This window comes from Corynebacterium aurimucosum ATCC 700975, assembly GCF_000022905.1.
Classification (GTDB): domain Bacteria; phylum Actinomycetota; class Actinomycetes; order Mycobacteriales; family Mycobacteriaceae; genus Corynebacterium; species Corynebacterium aurimucosum_F.
This window is the reverse complement of the sequence record NC_012590.1, coordinates 741,194-765,209: the sequence shown is the minus strand read 5'-3', so window position 1 is coordinate 765,209 and position 24,016 is coordinate 741,194. Positions and strand designations below refer to the sequence as shown.

At 60.7% G+C, this 24,016-nt stretch carries 24 protein-coding genes; 8 read left to right on the top strand and 16 right to left on the bottom strand.

Features of this window, described 5'->3' with window-relative positions; translation table 11 throughout:
• Positions 1-26: 26 nt before the first annotated feature.
• The 5 genes from CAURI_RS03700 to CAURI_RS03680 are packed head-to-tail and all read right to left on the bottom strand — an operon-like array spanning position 27 to position 8,410.
• Positions 27-3,239: an ATP-dependent helicase gene (locus CAURI_RS03700; RefSeq protein WP_010189151.1), complete on the bottom strand. Its 3,213-nt coding sequence runs from the start codon at positions 3,237-3,239 to the stop codon at positions 27-29.
• A complete protein-coding gene (locus tag CAURI_RS03695; protein ID WP_276324766.1) occupies positions 3,232-6,408 on the bottom strand; it encodes an ATP-dependent DNA helicase in 3,177 nt (1,058 codons plus the stop codon). Before CAURI_RS03695 ends, CAURI_RS03700 begins: the two co-directional genes overlap by 8 nt.
• Before the next feature lie 3 nt (positions 6,409-6,411).
• On the bottom strand, positions 6,412-7,185 hold the full coding sequence (locus tag CAURI_RS03690) for a hypothetical protein (RefSeq protein WP_010189155.1): 774 nt from the start codon (positions 7,183-7,185) through the stop codon (positions 6,412-6,414).
• A 29-nt stretch (positions 7,186-7,214) separates the two neighbouring features.
• A complete protein-coding gene (locus CAURI_RS03685; protein ID WP_010189157.1) occupies positions 7,215-8,156 on the bottom strand; it encodes a DUF3152 domain-containing protein in 942 nt (313 codons plus the stop codon).
• 32 nt (positions 8,157-8,188) lie between these two features.
• The gene (locus tag CAURI_RS03680; protein WP_012714903.1) at positions 8,189-8,410 is read right to left on the bottom strand and encodes a DUF3107 domain-containing protein; all 222 of its coding nucleotides are present in this window, start codon (positions 8,408-8,410) and stop codon (positions 8,189-8,191) included.
• Between the two features lie 102 nt (positions 8,411-8,512).
• Here CAURI_RS03680 and CAURI_RS03675 point away from each other — a divergent pair, with 102 nt between their 5' ends.
• Together CAURI_RS03675 and CAURI_RS03670 are read left to right on the top strand one after the other, a co-directional pair.
• On the top strand, positions 8,513-9,901 hold the full coding sequence (locus CAURI_RS03675) for a DEAD/DEAH box helicase (RefSeq protein ID WP_010189161.1): 1,389 nt from the start codon (positions 8,513-8,515) through the stop codon (positions 9,899-9,901).
• A complete protein-coding gene (locus CAURI_RS03670; RefSeq protein WP_010189163.1) occupies positions 9,898-11,184 on the top strand; it encodes an Rv3212 family protein in 1,287 nt (428 codons plus the stop codon). The genes CAURI_RS03675 and CAURI_RS03670 overlap by 4 nt, the downstream gene beginning before the upstream one ends.
• Before the next feature lie 28 nt (positions 11,185-11,212).
• On the opposite strand, the gene CAURI_RS03665 is transcribed toward CAURI_RS03670, so the two are convergent.
• Positions 11,213-11,671: a hypothetical protein gene (locus CAURI_RS03665; RefSeq protein ID WP_010189164.1), complete on the bottom strand. Its 459-nt coding sequence runs from the start codon at positions 11,669-11,671 to the stop codon at positions 11,213-11,215.
• A 578-nt stretch (positions 11,672-12,249) separates the two neighbouring features.
• Here CAURI_RS03665 and CAURI_RS03660 point away from each other — a divergent pair.
• Both CAURI_RS03660 and CAURI_RS14260 read left to right on the top strand, forming a co-directional pair.
• A complete protein-coding gene (locus CAURI_RS03660) occupies positions 12,250-12,507 on the top strand; it encodes a WhiB family transcriptional regulator (RefSeq protein ID WP_010189168.1) in 258 nt (85 codons plus the stop codon).
• 97 nt (positions 12,508-12,604) lie between these two features.
• Positions 12,605-12,679 (top strand): 50S ribosomal protein bL37, encoded by a 75-nt coding sequence (locus CAURI_RS14260; protein WP_012714902.1) that lies wholly within the window; start codon positions 12,605-12,607, stop codon positions 12,677-12,679.
• Positions 12,680-12,796: 117 nt separating this feature from the next.
• Here CAURI_RS14260 and rsrA read toward each other — a convergent pair whose 3' ends face one another.
• Both rsrA and CAURI_RS03650 read right to left on the bottom strand, forming a co-directional pair.
• Positions 12,797-13,069 (bottom strand): mycothiol system anti-sigma-R factor, encoded by a 273-nt coding sequence (gene rsrA / locus CAURI_RS03655; RefSeq protein ID WP_010189169.1) that lies wholly within the window; start codon positions 13,067-13,069, stop codon positions 12,797-12,799.
• On the bottom strand, positions 13,069-13,674 hold the full coding sequence (locus tag CAURI_RS03650) for a sigma-70 family RNA polymerase sigma factor (protein ID WP_010189171.1): 606 nt from the start codon (positions 13,672-13,674) through the stop codon (positions 13,069-13,071). The genes rsrA and CAURI_RS03650 overlap by 1 nt, the downstream gene beginning before the upstream one ends.
• A gap of 37 nt (positions 13,675-13,711) precedes the next feature.
• Between CAURI_RS03650 and ybaK the strand changes: the two genes are divergently transcribed.
• Positions 13,712-14,215 carry a Cys-tRNA(Pro) deacylase gene (ybaK, locus tag CAURI_RS03645; protein WP_010189173.1) on the top strand — a complete coding sequence of 168 codons (504 nt, stop codon included), beginning with the start codon at positions 13,712-13,714 and terminating at the stop codon, positions 14,213-14,215.
• A gap of 10 nt (positions 14,216-14,225) precedes the next feature.
• Here ybaK and CAURI_RS03640 read toward each other — a convergent pair whose 3' ends face one another.
• Positions 14,226-14,888 carry an SOS response-associated peptidase gene (locus CAURI_RS03640; RefSeq protein ID WP_010189175.1) on the bottom strand — a complete coding sequence of 221 codons (663 nt, stop codon included), beginning with the start codon at positions 14,886-14,888 and terminating at the stop codon, positions 14,226-14,228.
• On the opposite strand from CAURI_RS03640, the gene aroA reads away from it, so the two are divergent.
• On the top strand, positions 14,887-16,191 hold the full coding sequence (gene aroA / locus CAURI_RS03635; protein WP_010189176.1) for a 3-phosphoshikimate 1-carboxyvinyltransferase: 1,305 nt from the start codon (positions 14,887-14,889) through the stop codon (positions 16,189-16,191). The genes CAURI_RS03640 and aroA overlap by 2 nt on opposite strands.
• Positions 16,184-17,206, top strand: a complete 1,023-nt coding sequence (rsgA, locus tag CAURI_RS03630; protein WP_012714900.1) for a ribosome small subunit-dependent GTPase A — start codon at positions 16,184-16,186, stop codon at positions 17,204-17,206. The genes aroA and rsgA overlap by 8 nt, the downstream gene beginning before the upstream one ends.
• A 70-nt stretch (positions 17,207-17,276) precedes the next feature.
• Here rsgA and CAURI_RS03625 read toward each other — a convergent pair whose 3' ends face one another.
• The 4 genes from CAURI_RS03625 to CAURI_RS03610 form a co-directional block, all read right to left on the bottom strand.
• Positions 17,277-17,882 carry a hypothetical protein gene (locus CAURI_RS03625; RefSeq protein ID WP_010189180.1) on the bottom strand — a complete coding sequence of 202 codons (606 nt, stop codon included), beginning with the start codon at positions 17,880-17,882 and terminating at the stop codon, positions 17,277-17,279.
• A 53-nt stretch (positions 17,883-17,935) separates the two neighbouring features.
• Positions 17,936-18,241: a hypothetical protein gene (locus tag CAURI_RS03620; RefSeq protein WP_010189182.1), complete on the bottom strand. Its 306-nt coding sequence runs from the start codon at positions 18,239-18,241 to the stop codon at positions 17,936-17,938.
• An 85-nt stretch (positions 18,242-18,326) separates the two neighbouring features.
• On the bottom strand, positions 18,327-18,833 hold the full coding sequence (locus CAURI_RS03615; protein ID WP_029158932.1) for a DUF6912 family protein: 507 nt from the start codon (positions 18,831-18,833) through the stop codon (positions 18,327-18,329).
• 12 nt (positions 18,834-18,845) lie between these two features.
• Complete coding sequence (locus CAURI_RS03610; RefSeq protein ID WP_010189184.1) at positions 18,846-19,256, bottom strand: HAD-IA family hydrolase; 411 nt, start codon at positions 19,254-19,256, stop codon at positions 18,846-18,848.
• Positions 19,257-19,498: 242 nt separating this feature from the next.
• Between CAURI_RS03610 and CAURI_RS13560 the strand changes: the two genes are divergently transcribed.
• On the top strand, positions 19,499-19,882 hold the full coding sequence (locus tag CAURI_RS13560) for a hypothetical protein (RefSeq protein ID WP_236660841.1): 384 nt from the start codon (positions 19,499-19,501) through the stop codon (positions 19,880-19,882).
• A gap of 68 nt (positions 19,883-19,950) precedes the next feature.
• Here CAURI_RS13560 and CAURI_RS03605 read toward each other — a convergent pair whose 3' ends face one another.
• The 3 genes from CAURI_RS03605 to hpf form a co-directional block, all read right to left on the bottom strand.
• Positions 19,951-20,310 (bottom strand): hypothetical protein, encoded by a 360-nt coding sequence (locus CAURI_RS03605; protein ID WP_010189186.1) that lies wholly within the window; start codon positions 20,308-20,310, stop codon positions 19,951-19,953.
• Between the two features lie 133 nt (positions 20,311-20,443).
• A complete protein-coding gene (gene secA / locus CAURI_RS03600; protein ID WP_010189187.1) occupies positions 20,444-22,996 on the bottom strand; it encodes a preprotein translocase subunit SecA in 2,553 nt (850 codons plus the stop codon).
• Between the two features lie 272 nt (positions 22,997-23,268).
• On the bottom strand, positions 23,269-23,913 hold the full coding sequence (hpf, locus tag CAURI_RS03595) for a ribosome hibernation-promoting factor, HPF/YfiA family (RefSeq protein WP_010189188.1): 645 nt from the start codon (positions 23,911-23,913) through the stop codon (positions 23,269-23,271).
• Between the last annotated feature and the right edge of the window lie 103 nt (positions 23,914-24,016).

Genomic DNA, 24,016 nt, shown 5'->3' with positions numbered 1-24,016 from the left:
TAGATGATGCGGATTTCCTCGTGAGACTACCTTAGACTCAACCCTGGTGGCGTGGAAACTGCAGAGCTTAAAAGCTCAGCCAACCGTGCTCCGGCAGGCAAGTCATCCGGCTCCAAAAGATAGTTCTCATACACGTAGTAGAACGCCGCGCGGACGGTGTCCACACCGTGGATGCGCCGCCAAGCTTCTGCGTAGACGGCGAGCTGAATCTGCGCTGAGGCCAACGCGGCGCCCTGCGGGCGGCGGCCAGTCTTCCAATCCACGATGAGCCAGGAGCCATCCGGCTGCTGGAATACCGCGTCCATGCGGCCGCGGACGACGGAATCCCCGATGGTGATCTCGAAGGGCGCCTCGACGAAAGCCGGCGTGCGCTGCGCCCACTCGGAGGCCAGGAAAGACTCCTTGAGGGATTCCAAGTCGTGGTCCGGCTCATCGTGCGAGCCGGGAAGCTCGTCCTCCCCTAGCAAGGCAGGCGCGCCGAAACGATCCTCCAGCCACGCGTGGAAAGCAGTGCCGCGCTTGGCGTAGGAATTAGGTTTGAAGGGGATGGGGCGGCGCTGGCGGCGTGCGAATTGGGTGGGGTCTGCCGACATGGCCACCATGTCAGAGGCCGTCAGCTCGCCGGGTAGTTCTACATCGACCACCGGGGCCTGCAGCGCTTTGTGCTCTTCAATGAGCGCGCTCGCCTCTTGTTCCCAGAGACCGAAAACTTCACCATCACGCAGCGGGGGGAGGTCCTCCATCGCCGCTCGCACCGCCTCTGCGGCGTTCAGTGCTTCCGGCTGCGGGCTCAGCGAAGGGAAGGAAGCCTGTAAAGCACTACCTTCTTCCTCTTCCACAGGGGTTTCGGGGATATCCCAATGCCCGACCAATTCTGGGTGCTTATCCGCCAACAACTGCAGGTAGGAATAGGGGCCCTTCTTGCTTTTTCCCTTCAACCTATTGGTTCCGGAGCCAGTCACCGTCAGGGTGGACTCGGTGCGGGTCATCGCCACGTAGAACAGACGGGCTGCTTCCTCTGCTTGGAACTCGCGGTTTTGTTCCTTAAAAGCCGTGCACGCCTTATCGAAATCGGAACGCGTCACCGCGTCCTCGGGGACATCGATGACGTCCTCATCGCCCGGGGCCTTTTCAATCTTGGTCAAGAAGGTCTCCGCCTGCGCCTTATAGCTCGAGGAATCCGCATGTACCACGCAGACGTGTTCCCATTCCAAGCCCTTGGCCTTGTGCACCGTCATGATCTGCACGCGGTTGCGCACAAGCGGGACCTCTCCCAGCTCGAGCCCGTCTTCTTTCTCCTTGGCCAACTCAAGATAGTCCAAGAGGCCGGCCAAGCCATCACCGTGGAAGCCCGCGACAAAGTCGGCGAAGGCGTCAAGGTGCGTTGCTCTGCCCGGCTTGCCGGAGGCAAGGACTTCGGTGCGCAGACCAAAAAGCAGCTCAATATCGGCCACGATGTCGTTGAGAGTCTTACCCAGGGAATACGTACGGAGGTAGCGCAGCTTAGAGGAGACCTCTTCCATGCGCTCCAAACCTTCTGCACTGTAGCGATCGCGCTCGCCGAGGTCTGCGAGGGCGTCGGCAAGCCCCAGCACCTGGTCCGGCCCCTCCGCGGTAATCTCCTCGACCTGTGTGGCCAGATGATCCAATGGATCACCGCCGTTCCACCGCGTGCGTCCCTCGGTGGCACCTGCAAGGTTGCGCTGACGCGAATGCAGCGCTTGAATGTCGGCGATACCCAGGCCACACATCGGCCCAGTAAGCACGCGCAGCGCCGCAGCGGTGTCCTGTGGCCGCACCAAAAGCGTGGCAACCGCCACGAGATCTTGGATCTCCGGCTGCCAGAGAAGTCCACCGAGGCCAAAGATCTCGTTGGGTACGCCGACCTCGTCCAAAGCAGCGGCGATCAACGGCGATTGTCTATTGGTGCGCACGAGAACGGCGGCACTGAAATCCTCGCCTTCCGGCGTGGACTCATAGAGCCGGCGGAGGTGCTCAGCGATGAACGCGCGCTCCTCATCCTCCGAAGCGAAGTAACCCAGCTCTACCTTGCCGGCCGGTGCGGTGGGCTTAGGCGACAGCTCATCCACTGGGCGCTCGCCAGGGCTTAAGGAGAAGAGCTTCGACGCCACGTCATTAGCCAAGCTGAGTACCGTCGAGGGATTACGCCAAGAGGTAGTGAGCTGATCCTTCGGCGCCGGGGTGCCGTCCGGCTGTGGAAAGTCCGTGACGAAGGCCTCCAAGTTTTCTGCCGTAGCACCACGCCAGCCATAGATGGACTGCATGGGATCACCCACCGCAGTAACAGATAGACCCTCACGCTCGCCGCCGAAAAGCGAGCGCAGCAAGATGCGCTGCGCGTGGGAGGTGTCCTGGTACTCATCCAACATGATGACGCGGTAGCGCGCGCTTTGTTGCTCGCCTAAGAGCGGGAAGTTCTTGGCCAGGGTGGCGGCGATGGACATCTGCTCACCGAAGGTGATGACCCCGCGCTCCGACTGCTCTTTTTTGAGAGCTTCCACCAAGGGCAGGTACTCCAGACGCAGGCGCTGGGTATCCAAGTATTTCTGCAAATCCTTGCCGAACTCGCCTTTAGTCCGCTTGCTCTTTTCTAGATCCTCCGCGGTCTTTCGGAAGATATCCTCGTGCTCATATAGATCCTGCGGATCTTTGAGCTCCCCGTCCATCGTTTCCGCGAGCTTGAGCAAGGTAGCGGTCACCGTGGCCACCGCGCTATCGGTGCTCAACGAACCCGTGTAGTTGCTGACTACCTCGTGGGCAATGGCATAGCGTTCCGCCTCGGTGATGATGCGGGCATTCGGTTCCACTGGCATGAGCAGGCCATACTCACGCACGAGGTCACCCGCATAAGAGTCATAGGTGGACACATTCGGCGCGATATTCTCCACCGCTTCTGCCGCTGGGCTGCCTGGGGCAAGGATTCCGGAGGAGCGCAGGGTCAGCAGCTGGCGACGAATGCGTTGCTCTAGCTGCTGGGCTGCCTTGCGGGTAAAGGTCAGGCCAAGGACCTGCTCGGGCCGCACAAGCCCATTGGCCACGAGCGATACAACTCGCGAGGCCATCGTCTCCGTCTTACCGGCGCCGGCGCCGGCCACGACGAGTTTGGGCCCGAGCGGGCCATCGATGACCGCCGCCTGTTCCTGAGTAGGCGGAAAAGGTTTACCCAGCGCGGTAGCCAGTTGCTCAGGGCTGAAGTGGTGAGCGGGATTCTTAGGCATCGGTCACCAGACCTCCTTCATTCATGACGGGGCAAATAGAGCGAATCGGGCAGCGATCACAATCGGCGTTTTCACGCGCGGTCAGGTCTGGTCCACGCAGCTCAGCCACGAGAGAGGGCAGTGCCTGCGCAAATTCTTCGAGTTCCTCCGGGGGCTTGGTGGCTTGTTCCCGGGTGGACACGGAGGCAGTAGTGGATCGCGGGTATACCAGCACACCGCCACCACGCGGCAGGCCATCACCGGTCCGGATAGACACAGCCTGGGACTCGCCGCCAGGTTCTACGGGTGCTGTGACGAGCTCACCGTGCGCCAACGCCAACTGATACGTCATGAGCTGAGTATTGTTCTGCGCACTGTCCGCGGACGGGACTTTTGTCCCCGTCTTGAGATCCACCACCACGTAATCCTCGCCGGCCTTCGCCAGCCGGTCAATGAAACCGCGAATGGTGACGTCGGGGCCGATGTCCACGGTGACGGGGACCTCAACGCCAACGGGTTCAAGTGACGTCGAGCTCGAGAGCACCCAACTATGGGTGCGGTCGATGAGGCGCTCAAAGTCCGCGAGCGAGGCCTCCCGGTGCCATGCTGGGCCCTCCAGAAGCGAATCGAAAGCATCGAGCACCAGACGCTTCGCAGGCTCGGTGGAAGCGCCACGACCCAGCGCTTCCAAGAAAGCATGCGCTAAATTACCCCGTAGCAGGTTGATGTTCGCAGAATCATCCTCCACGAGCTGCCCCAGCACCGCATTGAGCGGGCAGGACAGCAGGGCGTCGACCCGGGACGGCGACACGGTGTCTGAACCCCGCAGCGGCAGTTCCGAGGCCACGTCACGCGCGGCCCACCACTGATCCGGATGCGCCCCCGGGACCCCAGCCTCCGCCAACCGTGCCAACTGCCGTACAGCTTGGGAGCGCTCGGCCTCACCTGCCTCCGGATCAGTGGCACAGCGGCGCAGCTGTGCCACGAAGGCGGGCACCGAGAGCACCGAGACATCGAGGGGATCTATGTCCTCATCAGCACTCGCACCACTATGCAGCGTGACCGGGCTCGGCTCTGGGACCTCAAGGCCCAGTTCACGCGGCCAGGCCTGGCGTGCGAGGCGCTTTCCTGCCTCCCGGCGCGCTTGTGCCCCGGGAACATCGACGCCGCGAGCGGAAAGGAATTCGTCGATGAAGCGGGAGGGCTCTTCCACGACATCGCCCTCCGGCGAATCGACCGCCACGATGAGCAGGCGGTGCCGATGACGGGTGGTGGCCACGTGGAAGAGACGGCGCTCCTCCGCCAAGCGCCCCGACACGTGGCTGACGGGCGTGCCGGGAGTGATGCCGCGATCCAGCAGATCGATGAGGTCTTCTTGCCCAAAAAGAGAGCCGGTCTCCCCTACCGAGGGCCACGTTCCTTCCTGAACGCCTGCCACGATGACGGTGTCCCACTCGCGCCCCACTGCGCCATGCGCGGTGAGAATTTCTACCGCATTGGGCAAGGCCGAGCGGCGATCCCGCACGCCGGTGGGCAGTTCTTGCTCCGTGATGTACAGAATGAAGGACTCCAACGATGCCGCCGGACGGCGCTCGGCGTAATCGCCGGCAGCGTCGAACAGGGCCATCATCGCATCCAAGTCGCGGTCCGCCTGCGAACCCGCGGCGCCGCCGCGCAGGGCTGCTGCCTGCAGGCGTGTATCCAAACCGGTGGCTTGCCACACCTCCCACAGGACTTCCTCAACAGCAGCGCCTTCCTGCAAGGCCGTACGCCCGGCAGACAGCACCCCGCGAATACGCGCCAGAATCGCTTCCTCCCGCTCGGTGAGGAGGTTATTGAAGTCCGGCAGCTCACCGTCCAGCAACTCTCGCAGCGTATTCATTCCACGCTGCTCTGGTTTCCAGCGGCGCAGGCCGCGGATGAGCCTCCGCAGCGTCACCGGATCAGCGCCGCCGACGGGACCGGTAATCAGGTCCTCGAGCTCCACGGGCTCAAGCTCATTCTCCAGAGCACGCAGAGCCAGGAGCACCGCTTTGACCAAACGCTGCTCAGCGAGCACCACATCCGTGGGGTTGATGTGCACCGGCACGCCAGCAGACAGCAGCGTGCGACGGGCAGGTCCAATATCCCCGGTGGAGCGCACGATCACTGCGATATCACGCCAGTCCACGCCGTCTTCTAAGTGCCGGCGGCGAACCGTATTGGCCAAAACATCACGCAAGGTGCCACGGGAATCCACGACGCTCACGCATGCCGGGGACGGCCTGCGGTGCGTAGAACTCAGCCGAAGTTCGTTCTCTGCCTTCCAGGTGGTGAGGAATTCCGAATTAGCACCGCGGAAGGCAAAGACCGCTTGGTCGGGGTCACCGCCAATCACGGTTAGGCGTGCGGTTTTCGCCAGCTCCGCGATCAGCTGGCCGGAGGTCGGGTCCAGCAACTGCGCGTCATCGACCACGATGGTGTGCCACGGGTGCTCGCGCACCAGCTCCGGGCGCAAAAGCACCTGGCTGACCAGCTCCGCAGCGGAATAGGAATGCGAACCCGCCAGCGCCTGAGTGCGCTCATATTCGCGCAGGAAGTCTCCGGCAGCCACCCACATGGGCCGGCCGTAGCGTTGCCCCAGCTCTTCCAGATCTGTCGGGCCCAGACCACGTTCGATGGCGCGCAGCAACAAATCACGCAATTGGCGTGCAAAGCCCACATACTCCAGGGCCGGACGCATCTCCTCTGGCCACACGCCCCGGCGATCGGCCGCATGGCCCTGCAACAGCTCACGGATCACTGCATCCTGTTCCGCACCGGTGATAAGGCGCAGCTCCTCCTCGCTGCTTTGGCGCAGAAGCGCAAAAGCCAATGAGTGCACCGAGCGCACCATCGAAGTCTGTGCGGCGTAGTCATCGAGGTTCTCTGCTAACTCCCGGCGCAGCAACGAGCCGGATTCCTTGGATGGGGCGACGACGAGGATGCCGGAGGCATCGGCTCCAACATTGAGCTGAGCCAAGACAACGTCGATCAGCAGGCTCGACACCCCTGACCCCGCCGCTCCAAGCACCCGCCAGGTACCTTGCTGCGGCAAAGGAACATCCCACTCGCGCGAGGTGGCGCGGCGGCTTCGGGGAATGAGGCGGACTTCCGGTGAGGGAGGAAGCGTGACACCGGTACGTGTGGGGGATTCGCTGCTGTACTTCACGCCCTATAGTGTGTCAGATGCTGCGGACACGAGGGCCTCTTCCACCCGCTCAATATTCGAACGCACGGTCGCTTTGGAGCGCGGGTGCAGGGTATTGACATAACGGCGATACGCCACCGCACGTAAAAGCAGCTGCTGTATGCCGGGAACCGACGCAAAGCGGGCACAAATATCATCATCCACTACGCCCGCGATGAGGCCATCCACCATGACCAGCGCGGCGGACCAGCCGACCGGGCGCGGTGCCGCGGAAGGAACGATATCAGTCAACGCCGGCGGGTTCGCCCCAGAGAAAACCGTGGTACCCAGCACGTCCATGTGGGCGGTAACAAGTGGGAGCTGCGCAAGCTCAGCATCGGAATAGGCCTCGCCGCTCTCCTCCCAAGCAGCCCGTTCTGCCCGTGCGAACACATCATCGCGCCGGTCCACCGTCGGCAACGGCGCCAACTCGAGCGCTTCATCAAGGCACAGCGCCATCTGCACCGTCTCATCGATGCGCCCCCGCAACTGCCCCTCCACGAATTGCGTGGCCTTCCATCCGGCAGCAGTGTAGCGACCATCCGCAGTCAGCACTGGCCGGGCAATACGTGCCCCCGGCAGGCTGAGTTTCTCGCGTACCTTGGCGGACCAGCCAGTCCACGGCCGAGCCTCGGCGAAGACAATATCGCCCACGCGGATCCCGTTATCCCACGCAGGGCCCACGAGCTCACCCTGTGTTCGGCGCGGGTGAAATTCGGCGTTGAAAGCGGCAAGAACGGGCTCAGGTGGCAATGGCATGGGGAAACAATCCTTAAATTGTGGGCGACCTACTCGGGCTTAGCGTGATCAGAATTAGCCGGGTTCGGGTAGGGCCACGGGTTCGGCTCACACGTGACATCCTCGTCCGGATAAACCTCGTTGGGTTCCTTCTCAAAAAGCTGGGCGTTGTTCAAGCTCAGCGTCTGTTGCATCATGACCGGCGCGAGTTTACCGTCCCCGCCGCAGGCCTGATGCGCCGCAAAACCGATAGCGTGGCCAAACTCATGGTTAATCAGGTACTGGCGGTAATTGCCCAAATCCCCCTCAAAAGGCTTCGCGCCACGCACCCAGCGGGATTCGTTGAGGTTGACCGCGGATTCCCCCGTAATGGTCGTGTGACAGGAGGTTTCTGATTCCAACTGTGCGCCACACAACTTCGCCGTGGTTCCCAATGATGTCAGGCGGATGTGCGTATCGGGGTTGTCATCGGCTTTGACGTGGATGAATTCAAAATCGCCGTTGGCCGTCCACCCGCGAGGGTCGGCCAGGGTGGCGTCGACAAGCGCAACGACAGCACCGTCCCCGCCATATGCGGAAGTATCGATGCCGTTTTCAATTTCGACGGAAAAGCGGATGGTTTGCTTCCCGCCCTTGCCCGCGTGCATGGTGGACGGCCCTGCATCGCGGTAGGTTTCCTCACCTTGTTCGGTGAAGTCACCGCCAGCGGGCAAACCATCCTTGGCGGCAGCCACCGCGCTGGCATTGGCAGGATCCGGCCCCTTACGCGAGGAGACGGATGCGGCTGTGCTGCTTGCCGACGTCTCCCTCGCCGCCGTCACATCCGCCTCCTGGGCGGGCGAGCGGAAAACATCAACAAGCACCCACACGGTGATGACGACCATGACGGGGATCGCCACCACACGCCACCAGCCGTACTCGCGAGCGAAGCGCTCCACCGCTGAGACGGGGTGTGGGTGCTGCTTAAAATCCGCGGGATTCTCCATGGCCATTTAGGCTACCCGCTGAGCCAGCGCGCGCGTACTTAGCCCGCAAATCCGACGGTGTGCGCGCGTGCAGTGCCGATCTCTACGTAAACGACTCGCTCAGTGCGCACGATGTAGGAGCGACCCTTGGTGTCCTTCAATTCGAGGGTGGAGTTGTCTGCCAAGGCGTTGTTGATGGTCTGGGTCAGTTCTTCGCGCTCACCCTCCGCGTGAATAACCAGCTCGCGGGCGGTATCGGCAAAACCAAACTTGATATCCATGTGGTGCATCTCCCTTAAATCGTGTTCTTTAATCGGTGCCGTGAGAACTGCGCCCCGGCGCTCTAATGGCCCCACTATAGCCACGTCCTCTACTATCAAGGTGTGCTTGCCCCGAAATCATCCCGCGATTCCCGCGAATCCCCTACCTTTGCCGAACTCGGCGTCGCTGTAGAGATCTGCGATGCCCTCGCTGACAACGGGATTACGCGCACCTTTGCCATCCAGGAGCTTACGCTGCCCATCGCTTTGAATGGCCAGGACCTCATCGGTCAAGCGCGCACCGGCATGGGCAAAACCTATGGCTTCGGTGTCCCGCTGCTGGATCGCGTTTTCGATGACGCCGATATCCCGGAGCTCGACGGCACTCCCCGCGCACTGGTCATTGCACCAACGCGCGAGCTAGCCATCCAGGTCAGCGGAGATCTGGAGCTCGCCGCCGCAAACCTTCCGCTCAGCGTGGTCACCCTGTGTGGCGGGCGCCCCTACGAAGAGCAGATCACACAGATTGAATCGGGTGCGGACGTCGTCGTCGGCACCCCCGGCCGCCTGCTCGATCTCTGCCAAAAGAAGCATCTCTCCTTCGACCACGTCAGCGTTCTCGTTCTGGATGAGGCCGACGAGATGCTGGACTTGGGCTTCTTGCCGGATATCGAGAAGATCCTCTCGCTCCTGCACGGCAACCCGCACCAGACCATGCTCTTTTCCGCCACCATGCCCGGGCCCATCGTGACCTTGGCACGTACCTTCCTGGAGAAGCCGGTCCACATCCGCGCCGAGTCTGGTGACGCCCAGCACACCCATTCCTCCACACGCAAGGTCACCTTCCAAGCACACCGTATGGACAAGATCGCGGTCTTGGGAAAGGCCCTGCAGGCAGAAGGCCGCGGGCGCACCATCATTTTCACGCGTACGAAACGCTCAGCCGCCGCCGTCGCGGAAGAGCTAGCACAGCGCGGCTTTCGCGTGGGCGCGGTCCACGGTGATTTGGACCAAAAAGCACGCGAACGCTCGCTTAATACCTTCCGGGAAGGCACCGTGGAGATCCTCGTGGCCACGGACGTCGCCGCTCGCGGCATCGACATTGAGGATGTCACCCACGTCATCAACTACCAGGTGCCCGATGACCCGATGACATTTGTCCATCGCATCGGACGCACTGGCCGCGCAGGGCACACGGGCACAGCGGTCACCCTCGTTGGTTATGATGAGCTGAGCAAATGGCAAGTCATCAACGATGAGCTCGATTTGGGCCAGCCAGAGCCACCGCAGTGGTTCAGCACCTCCCCGGAGCTTGCGGAAGCCCTCGATATCCCAGAGGCGGTTGCTGACACCGTCGGCCCGCCCACCACAGTGCTGGGTGCACCTCGGCGCTCAAACTCACGCGGGGAGTCGCCGCGTGGAGACTCACCACGTTCCTCCACGGCATCTGCCCGTGCCTCCCGCCGCACCCGTTCCCGCACGCGCAAGCACCGCAAAGGAGGACGCCGATGAGCACCGAGCATGGCCCGGAATCCGCGAAGAAGCCAAGCTCTGCGAAGAAGGCTCCCGTCTTGCGTTCCACCAAAGCAGACTGGCTTGCTGTGGGCGCGATCAGCGCGGTCTGTGCCATTGCTATTGGCGGCGCTGTGATCACGGCACCGATCCACAAATCGGAGCTCACTCCCGCTGTCGATGCCGCGTCTGATGCCGAGACTCAGACTCTCGATTCCGTCCCCGACTCCCTCACTGACACCTTCAGCGTCCCCAACACTGTGGTGCCGGGGCAGTCCCGCGCGATATCCACGAAGGGGCTACTGATAACCCATGACGGTGATACCCTCCGCGCTTCGGATACCTCCGGCGATACAGTCTGGACCTACGAGCGCCGTGATGCCGACCTCTGTTCGCTCGGCACGGCGTGGAACAAGATCGTGGCCACCTATGACGTGGGAAATGGCTGCGGCGATGTAGTAGCCATCGATGCGGTCTCCGGCCAGTACTCCGATACCCGCAGCGCCCGAAATTCCGAGCAGGTGGTCCCCATTGTGTCGAATGACCGCGTGGGGACCGTTTCCGCCGAGCGCATAGAACTATGGCGCTCTGACTTGGTGCGCACCGTTGAATATGGTGATGTCGAAGCCAAGCAAGAACCGAACCTCCAACCCCACGAGGATTGCGCCATCACCTCAGCGCTGACCCGCACCGAAACGATGGCCGTCACCGAATCCTGTCCGGATTTCCCAGACTCCACGTGGCTGCGTATCCAGAACACCACGCCAGAGGATGCGCGTACGCCAGAGATCTCCAAGGATATCGAGATTAATAACCCAGGCGCGCGTCTCATTGCCTATGGTCAGGAGGCCGCTGCTGTCTTCCTGCCGGGCGATGCGCCACGTATCGTCTCCTATAACTTTGAGGGCGAAAGGCTCTCCTCCACGGACGTGGAGCCTTCGAAGTCCATCACGAATTCTGCTTCCCCCTTCGCCCCTGCGGTCGCTGATCTGCCCCACCACATGACATGGTTCGACGGCGAGCGGCTTTATCTCTTTACCCCAACCGAACTCAAAGTGGACCACGTTCTGGAGCAGGCAGTCGGCACCGGCATCGCCGTCGGCGAGCGGCTACTGGTGCCCACGGAGGAAGGGATCGACGTGGTGGATTGGGCTACTGGAAAGACCGAGCGCAGCATTCCCGTTGACCGTGACGGCTATACCGGTCCGATTTCGCTGACTCTTGCGGGCACGGCCATCGTCGAGCAGCGTGGAAACACCGCCGTGGCGCTCACTGCCTCTTAACTTCTTAGTTGTTCAAGAAGCAGCTCGCCTAGAAGTGGCTTTCAGCCCATTGCGCCGCCTCGCGTCGCATCATGAGCAGGTAGAGCACTACCGCAGCACTTGCCAGCGTCACGACGCCGAGCGCTGCTGAGCCTCCGCTAAACATCTGGAAGGCGATAGCACCCAAAATAAACTCCACGAGCACGATAGCTCCGCGGCCCCAGCGCTTGCCCTTAACGAAGGCCCACGAGGCGACGATGACAAAGCCGAACACGATGAAGACGAAGATAGCCGTACCTAGGCCAACGAAGCCCGCCGCCCCAGAATCGGAAACCATAGAGTCATTTTCAGCACCCGTTAGCTCACGGACAACGAGGAAGATTCCGAAGATAATAACTGCGATGGACTGGAGCACGGCGATGCCGGCAGCCGCTATCACCGCCCCCGGGGCGCGGCCTCCGGCTGTGCGGGCAGGCGTGGTCGAGGACTGTTTCTGCTTCTTATTCACGGGTATCTAGTCTACGTCTCTGTTCCACGCTTAGGCCTACTCCACGCCAGTGCTTCACGCGCCCACGGATATCCTCCTTTCCGCATACACCGTCACCATGCTCATCTTCAGCTTCCCGCCCTCCACGTTTCGGGGGCAGAGGGAGCAATCCGGATTTGACGCGATCCAGGTCACCACACTCACCCCATTTGCCCCATTAACGCAGGTTGAAGCATTACTGACAGGATTCTTACAGGACCCAATCCATAACAAATGCGTGAATTGACGGAATTTATTTAGTGACTTTGGACACTTTTTAGCCTCTCCCCCTAGCGGAGATTGAGTAAACGTGTCATTATTCTCAGGTAGCAAAAACAACGAGCTGTTAAATCAGTTCTTAACTCGGAGAAACCTCCAAGTTAACCGCAAGTGAACCATGGCGGCGGCGACGCTGGCCCTAACTCGAGACAGGGCCCCACTGACCGCAGACCAGTTCACTTAAACCCCCGGAGCACTCGGAACAGTTCACGGCTGTGGACTGCCCTTGGTGCGCCTGCTTTCACTCACTGCTGTCAAAAATTAGTTAGGAGATTTCAATCATGGATTGGCGCCACGAAGCTGTTTGCCGCGACGAAGACCCGGAGCTCTTCTTCCCTGTCGGTAATTCCGGCCCTGCACTCACCCAGATCGCTAAGGCCAAGCTGGTCTGCAACCGCTGCCCGGTTGCTTCTTCCTGCCTCAAGTGGGCCCTCGAGTCCGGACAGGATGCCGGCGTGTGGGGCGGCCTCTCTGAAGAGGAGCGTCGCGCTATCAAGCGCCGCAACCGCAGCCGCGGCCGTGCCCGCGTCTCTGCTTAAAGAGTCCTCAAAAGCTGCACCCCCCCGATTAACACCCCGGCATACCCTGCCGCTACAGTTAAATAAGTTCATTTACCCTTAACAGAAGGAGTACGCGATGAGCAAGCGTGGCCGTAAGCGCAAGGATCGCCGTAAGAAGTCCGCTAACCACGGCAAGCGTCCTAACGCATAACGTCAGCAATCAATTAGGGCTCGTTTCCTTCCTCATTCCGAGGACGGGAACGAGTCCTTTGCTTTTGCACCGAGGCCTATCTAACTTGATCTAAGCGTTAATTTGGCCTCGGCGGCCCTAGCCCCAGGTAATCTCAGTCCGCGTAATCTCCACGCAAATGCGCTGGCGCAGTGACTGCGGTGCAGCCTGCCCCCCGCAACATTTGCGCACGAGCGCTCGGATTACTTCTTCACTCTCGACGCGCTGTTGACAGGCATCGCACTGCGCGAGATGCTCGCGGATTTCCAGTGCTCGCGCATAGCTGGTTGATTCATCGAACAGCTCCCGAAAGAGCGCTTCAACCTCGGGAGAGTTACACGCACCGCAATTGCGTCCTGTTGCGCGTTCCATTACTTCTCCTCCATCTCTGGGTGGTTGCGACCAATGCCTTTTTCTCGTGCTACGTCCTTCAACGCCGCGCGAAGCAATTTTCTTCCGCGGTGGAGGCGGCTCATGACCGTCCCCAATGGGGTGCCCATCACTTCTGCGATTTCCTTATAGGCCAAACCCACCACATCCGAGTAGTACACCACCATGCGGTAATCCTCCGGCAGGTCATTCATGGCCTCGGAAATCTCCGAATCCGGCATCTGCTTGAGTGCTTCGACCTCCGCTGATTCCAGGCCCGTGGAATCATGCCCGGACGTGGTATACAGCTGAAAGTCACTCAGCTCATCCGCTGAGGATTCCACCGGGCGGCGCTTGGCCTTCCGGTAAGAATTGATGTAGGCATTCGTCATGATGCGGTACAGCCACGCCTTCAAGTTCGTGCCCTGTTTGAAGGAATCGAAGTTGCTAAAGGCCTTGAGGTAGGTCTCTTGGATCAAATCCTCCGCGTCTTGCGGGTTGCGCGTCAGACGCATCGCTCCACCGTAGAGTTGGTCCAGCAAGGGCAAGGCTTGCTCCTCAAACAACCGCTGTTTCTGAAGCATCTCGCTCGTCGTTTCTGTGGCCATACCGACCATCCTAGCGCTCCGGACTAGGGTGGTTTATATGTCCAAGAAGACCCCGCGTGCCGCTACCCCCGCCCTCAAACTCCTCGAAGAGGCAGGTATTGACCACCACGTCTCCACCTTTGAGGGCGGTCGCGAAAACTTCGGTGAGGCAGCCGCTGCGGCCCTCGATGTTGCCCCTGAGCGCATTTTCAAAACCCTCGTCATTGATCTGAGCGCTGGCAAAGGCCCTAAACGCCAACTCGCCGTCTGTGTCCTTCCAGTCACTCACCAGCTCAGCCTCAAGAAGGCTGCTGCCGCTTTCGGCGCATCCAAGGCCACGATGGCCGCGCCTGCCGACGCCTCCAAGTCCTCCGGCTACATCCCCGGCGGTATCTCCCCGTTGGGGCACAAGCATGTCCTGCCCACTGTCGTTGACGAGACCGCGCTGCTCTTCGACACCATCTTTTTCTCCGGAGGCAAGCGTGGCCTCGACATTGAGATGAATCCGGAGGATCTCCCCCGCGTGCTGGAGCTCTCCTTCGCCGACGTTCTCGCCGACTAGTTCTCGCGAACTAGAAGAGGGTGGTGGCCGGTGGTTCGTCGATAAGCTCTGCGTAGTCGTTGCGCACGTTGCCCACCGCGAGGTCTGCCGGGCGTGCCTGAAAGCCGCACACGGAGCTCGGCTCCAGCAGTGCCTCCCCCGCCAGCCAGGGCGCGATCTCTTCTGTAGTCAGAAACTTGGGCAGGCGGTGGTGCAGCCACGCCATCTCCTCCGTGGCATCCGTGGTCACCATCGTGGCCGAAAGCCTCTCCATCCCCGTGGCCCACAAACCAGCCGCCCACAGCAGGCCATCGGGCCCGGTCACATAATAGGGCTGCTTCTTAGCCTTCTTATCCTCCCCGGCCTTCCACTCGTAGTAGCCATCCAGCGGGATGACACAGCGCTGCGCCTTGAAGGCATCGCGGAAGGAAGGTTTCTGCGCCACAGTTTCCGCGCGGGCATTAAACAGCGGCGGGCCGTCGAGGTTTTTCTTCCAATGCGGGATAAGCCCCCAGCGCGCTGGCTCCACGCGGGCGGTCTCCTCCGCAACCCGCACGATGGCGATGGGCTGGGTCGGAGCAATGTTATAACGTGCTGGTGGCAGGCCTTCCGGCGCATGAACTTCCGTAATGGACTCCCACGCTCCGACTTCCTCCAGTAGGGACTCGGTGAACAGAACAAATCTTCCGCACATGCCCTTTATTATGGACTACATGTCTGCTTTCTGGAGTGCTCCCCAATCCACCGGCCCGCTGTCCTGGACTCAGGAAGTTCCCGGTTCAAAGTCGATGACCAACCGCGCCCTCATCCTCGCCGCGTTGGCTGACTCACCTTCTATCATCTACAACCCGCTGGTCTCCCGCGATACTGACCTGATGAAAGAAGCTTTGAAGGCCATGGGCGTAGGTATCTCCGAGTGGGGACCGCACCTGCGAGTGACGCCGGGCGAGCTCCACGGGGCGACCGTGGATTGTGGCCTGGCTGGCACGATCATGCGCTTCTTGCCTCCGGTGGCAGCGCTGGCGGATGGGCCTGTTGTCATCGACGGTGACCCTTATGCCCGGAAGCGCCCCATGTCCACGATGACCACGGCCTTGCGTGAGCTGGGCGTCGACATCGAAGGCGATAACCTGCCGCTGAGCATCACACCCCATGGCATTCCGGAGGGTGCCGAAGTCACCATTGATGCCTCCGCTTCTTCCCAATTCGTCTCCGGCCTGCTTCTGGCCGGGGCGCGCTACCGCAACGGCATCAGCGTGCGCCACGAGGGCGGCACTGTCCCTTCCCAACCGCATATTCTCATGACCATTTGCATGCTGCGTGAGGCCGGCGTGCATGTGCTCGCGAGCGAGGATAATTGGGTCGTGCGGCCCGGGAAGATTGAGGGGCGTGAGTGGTACATCGAACCAGATCTCTCCAACGCCACTCCGTTCCTTGCCGCTGCCGCCGTCTCAGGCGGCAGCGTGAGCATTCTGAATTGGCCGGAGGAAACGACCCAACCAGGTGATTCTTTCCGCGGCATCCTGGAGCAGATGGGGGCACAGGTTGAGTACGTTCCGCAGGCACCTTGCCAGGATCCCTACCTGCAGGTCACCGGCCCGGAGGAGGGTCTCGCAGGCCTGCGCGGCGTCGATCTCGATATGGGAGATATCGGCGAGCTCACCCCTACCGTGGCTGCGCTGTGCGCTCTGGCTTCAACACCGTCGACGCTGACCGGCATCGCGCACCTGCGAGGCCATGAGACCGACCGTCTGGCGGCCCTCGCTACGGAGATCAACGCCCTTGGAGGCAACGTCACCGAGCTTGACGACGGCCTCCGCATCACCCCTGCCCCACTCCACGGCGGCCAGTGGCACTCCTACGCCGACCACCGCATGGCCACCGCTGGCGCCATCATCGGCCTGGCAGTCGACGGTGTCGAGGTCGAGGACATCGACACCACGTCCAAGACTCTCCCTGGATTCGCCAAGATGTGGGAGGCCATGATCCATGGCTAGGCGCGCGAGCAGCTACGACGAATCCGATGTCCGCATCCGGCCGGGCAAAGGCTCGCGCCCCCGCACGAAGGACCGCCCGAAGCACAAGGATGCCAAGTTCGGCATGGTCATCACCAAGGACCGCGGGCGCTGGGGAGTTGCCCTTGATAATGATGGTCCGGTCGTCACCGCTATGCGCGCCCGCGAGATGGGCCGCACGCCCATCGAGGTCGGTGATCGGGTCGGTGTCGTGGGCGATACTTCTGGTAAAAAGGACACCCTCGCGCGCATTGTGAAGCTAGAGGAGCGCACTTCCGTCCTTCGGCGCACCGCGGATGATACGGATCCTTATGAGCGCATCGTGGTGGCGAATGCGGACCGCCTACTGATCGTGAGCGCCGTGGCGGATCCACCGCCGCGCTCCGGATTCGTGGAGCGTGCCCTCATCGCGGCCTTCGCCGGCAATATCCAGCCGGTCCTGTGTCTGACGAAGACCGACCTCACCGACCCCACTCCGTTCGCCCAAGAGTTTGCGGACTTGGATGTCACCGTGGTGGAAGCTGGCGTGGACGATGGACTGGAGCAGGTCTGTGCCGCAATTGATGGACATGTCACGGCCCTCATCGGCCACTCGGGCGTAGGAAAATCCACGCTGGTGAACCGACTGGTACCGGATGCCAACCGCGAAACCGGCGAAGTCTCCGCCGTGGGCAAGGGCCGCCATACATCGACGCAGTCGGTGGCGCTGCGGTTGCCTGCTGAAGGGAGCACCCCGCATGGCGGGTGGATCATTGATACCCCAGGCATCCGCTCCTTCGGCTTAGCCCATATTGATGCGGAAAACGTCATTGAGGTCTTCGATGACCTTGCCAAAGCGATTGAGGATTGCCCGCGTGGCTGCACCCATGCCGGGCCACCCGCGGACCCCGAATGCGGGCTGGACCTCAGCTTAGAGGAGGGAACGGCTTCTGCGCGCCGCCGCGATGCAGTGCGGGGCCTTTTGGCTTCTCTGCGCACCAACGTTGATTGGGCCTAAGGCCTAAAGGCCTTAGGCGTAGTAAAGGAAGGGCTTTACCCGTCCTAATCGCGCCTAGTTCTCCTAGGTCTTAGAGCGGAAGCATTGCCGCCAGCTGCGGCGGCAGAACGGTCTTGAGGAAGGGGCCAGCCGCGCGGAGAACCATAAGGATCACGGCCAAGCCGCCGGAGACGCCGAGGATGATAGCGCCGCCGGTATCGATGTTGGAGGAGGTGTTGCCACCGGTCTCCTCTTCCTTATTGAACTCTTCCTTCTTCGCACAGGCGTTGAGGGCCTTGACGTACTCCGGCGCAATCCCACGGAAGGCCTCTACCACCGCAATATTGTTCTTTGCGCGCTTGACGGCGTTCTCATCACCGAGTTCGCGCTCCGCCTCATAGTCAGCCAGAGCACGGTAGAGCTCGTCCGATTGGTTCTCTACGTCGCGAGCACGCTTCTCCGCGTCCTTGGGCGAAATCTTAAGGCCATTCTTCAGCAAGCTGCTGTCGACATCGTTTTCCTTCGACTCCGCATTCTTCAGGTCGCTGGCTTCCTCCTCGCTCAAGGTGATGGTGCACTTCTCATCCTTGATGGTGGTGCTTACCGCGCCCGCCGTGGGGACTGCGACACCACCGGCAAGGACCGCAACGGACAAGCTGGAGGCAGCGACTACGCGGCGAAGACGAGAGGAAGACATTCTGAGGAAACCTTTCGATCGAGCTGAATTTTACCCCCGCAGATTATCAACAATTAGCCCAACTTGGGCAGGTAATCACCAAACTCCTTGTAGGCGGCGAAGCCAATGCTGATGATTCCGAAGAGGATGGCGATAACGATGGCTACTGGCCCCTGCGAGGATCCCTCGAGGATTCGCAGCCATGGGGTCGTTACACCCGTATCAGGATCCGGATTCTTTGGGGTCGGGTTGCTGCGATCCGCGTGCTCCTGCGCGATCGGCGCTGCAGGCTCCTCTGCACCGGCAACTGGTACGGCGACAAGCGCAGCGGTGCTCAAGGCAGCGGCAGTGACAAGGCTGGCAAGACGAGATGCCTTCATGGTGGTGCTCCTTCTTAAACGATGGCGTTAGAGGCTTAGAGTAGCACCACGCGTGAGGCACCGGTGATTGTTGGCAGGAAGACCCCTAGAGAAGCTCCACGAGGATGGGCAGTTCGGTGGGGTCATAGAAAGCCATGAAATTATCCAGAGCGTCACCGACTGCGAGCTCAGCGTCCTCATCCCCGAGGTCAGCGTTGTCGATAGCGTCAATAGCCTTGGCCGTAGCGGCTTCGGACTCCTCGATATCCACGTGGATGGCCTGCAGGTTAGCCTTCGTGATCGTGGCGGGATTGAGGGCCACGACGGGCTCGCCCATGTCCGGCTTCGGAGTCACCACGGACTCATCCACGTCGACGGAGATGACCACGCGTCGGTGGGGAAACTTTTCTTCATCCCCGACAGCCAGCAGGCGCAATGAAGCCATGGACGCTTCAAGGAAGGCAGAGTACTCAATTTCTTCCTCGTCACCTTCGGTATAGAACTCACGCAACGCGGGCGTTAACGCAAAACCCCAACCACTGCGGGCGGCGAGCTGGCCGGTCTCCTCAAGCTCAGCCAGCATGCCGAAGGTAGCCGGCAGGAAGACGCGCACATCCTTCGACACTTAGAACTCACCTTCAATGTCGAAGACTGCCTGGACCTCAACGCTTGTGCGGTCGAAGACCGTATAGAGCATGCCCACCATGCCGTTCTCCACAGCAGCGCGCACGTTAACGATGGAGTCATCCACCATGACGCAGTCATTAATCGGCAGGTCAATAGCATCCGCCGCAGCTTGGAAGGCAGCACGGTCCGGCTTCTCAGCGCCAACCTCGCCAGAGAGCACCACGGCATCCACGATGCCGCGGTATTCCCACTCACGAATGTGCTCCGCGCCTGGTCCGCCTGGATCGTTGGAAAGGATAGCGGTGGCAACTCCGTTGGATTTCGCGGCGGCGAATAATTCCCTCCAGCGCTTGACGTCCTCCTCGGTGCCGTCAAGCACGCCTACAAAATCGACGATGAGTCCACGCATATTATCTGCCCTTCGCATTGAACTGTGTTTATCGTCCGAAAGTATAGCGAACATACCGCCTGCCTGCTCTCACCGGCCGATGCACTGCAAAGCTCTAGCCGCAGACGGGGCTGCCGTGGCACAATGAACGTGCACCCAGCTTCCTTCTCTGTGCCCATCCCTCGATCCTTGCTTCAGCGCCTTCCTCCGTACCGCACATTGCGGAAGAGGACGCGATTCACATGTACACCCCCATCCCCGGCATGAGCCACCTACAACTGTATGTTGCCCCGCAACATATCCGCTACGAGCGCGAGCCCACAGCTCGCGACCTGGCCACGCGGGAAGAGATCCGTGGTCTCATTGTCATAGTTCTCGAAGTCGCCGCTGCCTTGCGGCCTTTGAGTCATCTCAATAACCCACGCTTTGCTCCGGAAATCACTAAACATGTGCGCGCCTGGCGGAAAGCCCAGGCAGCGGCTGAATCGCACGGAGGAATGACGCTACGCAGCTTGCACGCGCGCTCAAATGGTGAGTTCTTCGGTTCGGTGCTCTTAGGCTCAACACGGCGTGCTTTTACCGGCGCTGCAACCGGCCGATACCTCCGGTCATTCCGCTTACTTTCGGGCGGCCTGCACACCCACTGACATTAGAGAAAGAGGTTCTTGAGGTTTTAGAGAGGCCTAGAAATAAAGGCTACGGCTTAGCCCTGGTCTTAGAACAGCGATCCAAGCTTGATCAGGATGGGTGTCCAGTCGATTCCGGCGAAGGCCGCAGAAGCGCTCACCAAAGCTAGGCTGATGCCGCCAAACATGGTGGCTCCCACCACGGGAAGCTTCGCAGTAGCTTCATCAAGGCTTTCCGGTTCAGACACCGCGCCACACTGAGTGGAGACGACATCCTGTGAGCTGAGTTCAGCGTCCTCCAAGGAGTTATCGCTCTGAGAGCCTAATACGGAGGCCAGCTGGCACTGCTCTTCTGGAGCAAGTTCCACAGCCGAAGCAGCTGCGCCGCCGCCCAGCAGGGTGGCAGATGCGAACACGGATAGACCTACTCGCAGAGAGAAGCGGCGCATACTAACTCAACCTCCGAAGAACAACAATTAATGTTCTGCCAGTATATACCTAACTACTTCCAATAAAAAGACGCCGTGGGGAACGATTCCCACGGCGTCTTGCGTTGGCTAACGCTGGCGCATCAACGTTGCCTTATGCTTCCGCTTCGCCTGCGGCGCTCGCCTCTTCCTGCGCCTTGAACTGCTTGCGCAGCATAAACAGCTGGCGCACGGTTTCTTCCTTGACCGCGTCGTTCATGGCATTGAACATGTCGCCGCCTTCCTTCTGGTACTCCACCAGAGGATCGCGCTGCGCCATGGCACGCAGACCGATACCTTCCTTGAGGTAATCCATCTCATAGAGGTGCTCGCGCCACTTCTGGTCAATAATCGGCAGGATGATCATGCGCTCGGTATTGCGCATCTGGCTCTCGCCACCGATGGCGCTCACGGCTTCTTCGAGTTGGTCATACTCGGAATTCGCATCAGACAGCAGTGCATCGCGCAGCTGCTCCGCAGAGATCTCGCCGGCGGAGCCGTACTCGGTACCGTCGACAAGCTCCTCGTGCGTCATGGTCGGCCCGTAGAGGGACTCCAGTGCATTCCATAGCTCGTCTAGGTTCCAGTCCTCCACGTAGCCGGTGGCTGTCGCGCCCGCCACGTAAGCAGACACGGTGTCGTTGATCATCTCGCGGATGTTGTCCTTGATGTCGCTGGCCTCGAGGATGTCGTGGCGGGTGGCGTATACCACCTTGCGCTGCTCATTGAGTACCTCATCGTACTTGAGCACGTTCTTACGCATCTCAAAGTTCTGGTTCTCCACCTGTGCCTGCGCACCCTTGATGGAGTTAGAGACCATCTTCGCCTCAATCGGCACATCATCCGGCACGTTGAGGCGGTTCATCATGTTCTCCATGGACTGGCCCACGAAGCGCACCATGAGCTCATCACGCATGGACAGGTAGAAGCGGGTCTCACCCGGGTCACCCTGACGGCCGGAACGGCCGCGCAGCTGGTTATCAATACGGCGCGACTCGTGGCGCTCGGTACCCAATACGTACAGGCCGCCGGCCTCGCGGACCTCGTCACCTAGGCGCTTAGAGCGTTCCCTCTCCTGATCGATCTCGGTGTCCCAGGCCTCCTGGTACTTCTCTTCATCCTCGAAGGGATCGAGGCCGCGCTCGCGCAGCTTCTCATCCAGGATGACCTCGGGGTTACCGCCGAGCACGATATCGGTACCGCGGCCGGCCATGTTGGTGGCTACGGTTACGGCGCCGGGGCGGCCGGCACGGGCGACGATCTGTCCCTCTTCCTCATGGTGCTTCGCATTGAGCACCGAATGCTTGATTCCGCGCTTGCTCAACAGCTGCGAGAGGTACTCGGAGCGCTCCACGGAGGTGGTACCTACCAGCACCGGCTGGCCGTCGGCAACGTGCTCCTCGATGTCATCCACCACCGCAGCGAACTTGGCTTCCTGGGTCTTGTAGATGCGGTCGGAGTGATCGGTACGCTGATTCGGCTTATTAGTCGGAATCGGCACCACGTCTAGCCCGTAGATGGAGTGCAGCTCAGCAGCCTCGGTCTCTGCGGTACCGGTCATGCCGGAAATCTTGTCGTAGAGGCGGAAGTAGTTCTGGAGCGTAACGGTGGCGAGAGTCTGGTTCTCGTTCTTGATCTCCACCTCTTCCTTTGCCTCAATAGCCTGGTGCATACCTTCGTTGTAGCGGCGGCCAGCCAGAACGCGGCCGGTGAAGCTATCCACGATCAGCACTTCGCCGTTGCGGACAATGTAGTCCTTATCGCGGGTGAAGAGCTCCTTCGCCTTCAAAGCATTGTTGAGGTAGGACACCAACTGGGAGTGCTCCGGGGCGTAGAGGTTTTCAATGCCCAGCTGATCCTCGACGAATTCGACGCCCTCCTCCAGCACACCAATGGTGCGCTTCTTGTGGTCCACCTCGTAGTGGATGCCCTCGCGCATCTTCGGTGCCAGCTTGGAGAAAACGCCGTAGAACTGGGAGGAGCCGTCGACCGGTCCGGAAATAATGAGCGGGGTACGGGCCTCGTCGATCAGGATGGAGTCAACCTCATCCACAATGCAGTAATTGTGGCCACGCTGGACCGTGTCATTAAGCGAGCGGACCATGTTGTCGCGCAGGTAGTCAAAGCCCAGCTCATTGTTGGTGCCGTACGTGATGTCGCAAGCATACGCTTCCTTGCGCTCCGCAGGGCGCATTTCGGAGAGGATGACGCCAACGGTGAGGCCCAGCCAGCGGTGGACACGGCCCATCATCTCGGCGTCACGCTTGGCCAAGTAATCGTTGACCGTCACGATGTGTACGCCCTTGCCCTCCAGCGCATTGAGGTAGGCCGGCAGCAGCGAGGTCAGGGTCTTGCCCTCACCGGTGCGCATCTCAGCGACGTTGCCGAAGTGCAGGGCGGCACCGCCCATAACCTGCACCTTGTAGTGCTTCTGGTCAAGCACGCGCCAGGCAGCCTCACGCACGGTGGCGAAGGCTTCGAGAAGGATGTCATTCATCTTTTCGCCATCCGCCAGACGCTTCTTAAACTCGTCAGTCTTAGCCTTGAGCTCGTCGTCCGACAGCGCCGCGAATTTATCTTCTAAGGCAATAACATCATCTGCAATTTTGGCCAGGCGCTTGACGGTGCGCCCCTCACCGGCACGGAGCAGCTTGGAAAGTCCAAACACGTCTAGATAGTCCTTCTTGTCGCGACAAATAAGTTAACTCGTCGCCATTGTACTCACTAGCTTTTCTCTCACGATTCGCCACCCAACCCAAAGCGCAATTCTGCCCCCACCCCGACGTTTGCAGGACGCTCCCCTCGGCCGTCACGAAAAAAGATGATCGAAGATTAACAATGCCTAATAGGGACATAAGAAGGCCCCCTGTCTCGCTGCGCGTGTGCGCTGCGGGGCAGGGAGCCTGTGTGTTAGGCCCTACGGCCTTTAAGGCTCAGGCCTTAAGCATCAGCATCCGTCAGGGAAATAAGACCGTAGTCGAATGCGTGGCGGCGGTAAACCACAGAAGGCTTGTTGTTCTCCTCGTTGATGAAGAGGTAGAAGTCGTGGCCGACCAGCTCCATCTCGCTGAGCGCATCATCAACAGACATCGGGGTTGCTGGGTGCTCCTTGAAGCGGACAACCTGGCCCGGGCGAACATCCTCGACAGTCTCGGCGTAGGGATCGATGTAGCGCTCTTCCTTAGCGGGCTTAGCTGCCTCAGCTTCAGCGACCAGCTCAGCGGCGATCTGACCAGTACCCTTCTGGGCGCGGTGGCCGGACTTCACGTTCTCACGGCGCACCTTAACCTTGCGCAGGGAGCGTTCCATCTTGCCCAGAGCGGTCTCGAGTGCCGCATAGAAAGAATCTTCCTTCGCCTCGGCGCGAGCGATGTGCCCCTTACCGGTAGCGGTGATCTGCAGACGCTCTGCCTCGGACTCGCGGCGCGGGTTCGGCTCGTGCTGCAGCTCCACGTGGAAGAAGGTCAGGGTCGGATCAAGGCGCTCGATCTTGGCTAGTTTTTCAGTGACACGTTCCTGGAAGTGCTCCGGAACCTCCACGTTACGGCCGGTGATGGTGACCTGAGCGTTGGTCTGCTGGGACATGAAATGCCTCCCTATACTCGTGGGGACTGAATGACTGCACATTCTGCGGACTTCTACAAGCCTGTGATAAGGAGCCGGAAGCCCGCTTCCCTGTGACACCCCT

Excerpts from the sequence above, each read along its gene's own strand:
- CAURI_RS03610 (WP_010189184.1), bottom strand. The coding sequence starts at position 19,256 with ATGCGTGGACTCATCGTCGATTTTGTAGGCGTGCTTGACGGCACCGAG.
- CAURI_RS03685 (WP_010189157.1), bottom strand. The coding sequence starts at position 8,156 with ATGGCCATGGAGAATCCCGCGGATTTTAAGCAGCACCCACACCCCGTC.
- CAURI_RS03680 (WP_012714903.1), bottom strand. The coding sequence starts at position 8,410 with ATGGATATCAAGTTTGGTTTTGCCGATACCGCCCGCGAGCTGGTTATT.
- ybaK (WP_010189173.1), top strand. The coding sequence starts at position 13,712 with ATGTCCAAGAAGACCCCGCGTGCCGCTACCCCCGCCCTCAAACTCCTC.
- CAURI_RS03620 (WP_010189182.1), bottom strand. The coding sequence starts at position 18,241 with ATGAAGGCATCTCGTCTTGCCAGCCTTGTCACTGCCGCTGCCTTGAGC.
- rsgA (WP_012714900.1), top strand. The coding sequence starts at position 16,184 with ATGGCTAGGCGCGCGAGCAGCTACGACGAATCCGATGTCCGCATCCGG.
- aroA (WP_010189176.1), top strand. The coding sequence starts at position 14,887 with ATGCCCTTTATTATGGACTACATGTCTGCTTTCTGGAGTGCTCCCCAA.
- rsrA (WP_010189169.1), bottom strand. The coding sequence starts at position 13,069 with ATGGAACGCGCAACAGGACGCAATTGCGGTGCGTGTAACTCTCCCGAG.
- CAURI_RS03690 (WP_010189155.1), bottom strand. The coding sequence starts at position 7,185 with ATGCCATTGCCACCTGAGCCCGTTCTTGCCGCTTTCAACGCCGAATTT.
- CAURI_RS03670 (WP_010189163.1), top strand. The coding sequence starts at position 9,898 with ATGAGCACCGAGCATGGCCCGGAATCCGCGAAGAAGCCAAGCTCTGCG.
- CAURI_RS03700 (WP_010189151.1), bottom strand. The coding sequence starts at position 3,239 with ATGCCTAAGAATCCCGCTCACCACTTCAGCCCTGAGCAACTGGCTACC.
- CAURI_RS03640 (WP_010189175.1), bottom strand. The coding sequence starts at position 14,888 with ATGTGCGGAAGATTTGTTCTGTTCACCGAGTCCCTACTGGAGGAAGTC.
- CAURI_RS03660 (WP_010189168.1), top strand. The coding sequence starts at position 12,250 with ATGGATTGGCGCCACGAAGCTGTTTGCCGCGACGAAGACCCGGAGCTC.
- hpf (WP_010189188.1), bottom strand. The coding sequence starts at position 23,913 with ATGTCCCAGCAGACCAACGCTCAGGTCACCATCACCGGCCGTAACGTG.
- CAURI_RS03650 (WP_010189171.1), bottom strand. The coding sequence starts at position 13,674 with ATGGCCACAGAAACGACGAGCGAGATGCTTCAGAAACAGCGGTTGTTT.
- CAURI_RS03605 (WP_010189186.1), bottom strand. The coding sequence starts at position 20,310 with ATGCGCCGCTTCTCTCTGCGAGTAGGTCTATCCGTGTTCGCATCTGCC.
- CAURI_RS13560 (WP_236660841.1), top strand. The coding sequence starts at position 19,499 with ATGAGCCACCTACAACTGTATGTTGCCCCGCAACATATCCGCTACGAG.
- CAURI_RS03625 (WP_010189180.1), bottom strand. The coding sequence starts at position 17,882 with ATGTCTTCCTCTCGTCTTCGCCGCGTAGTCGCTGCCTCCAGCTTGTCC.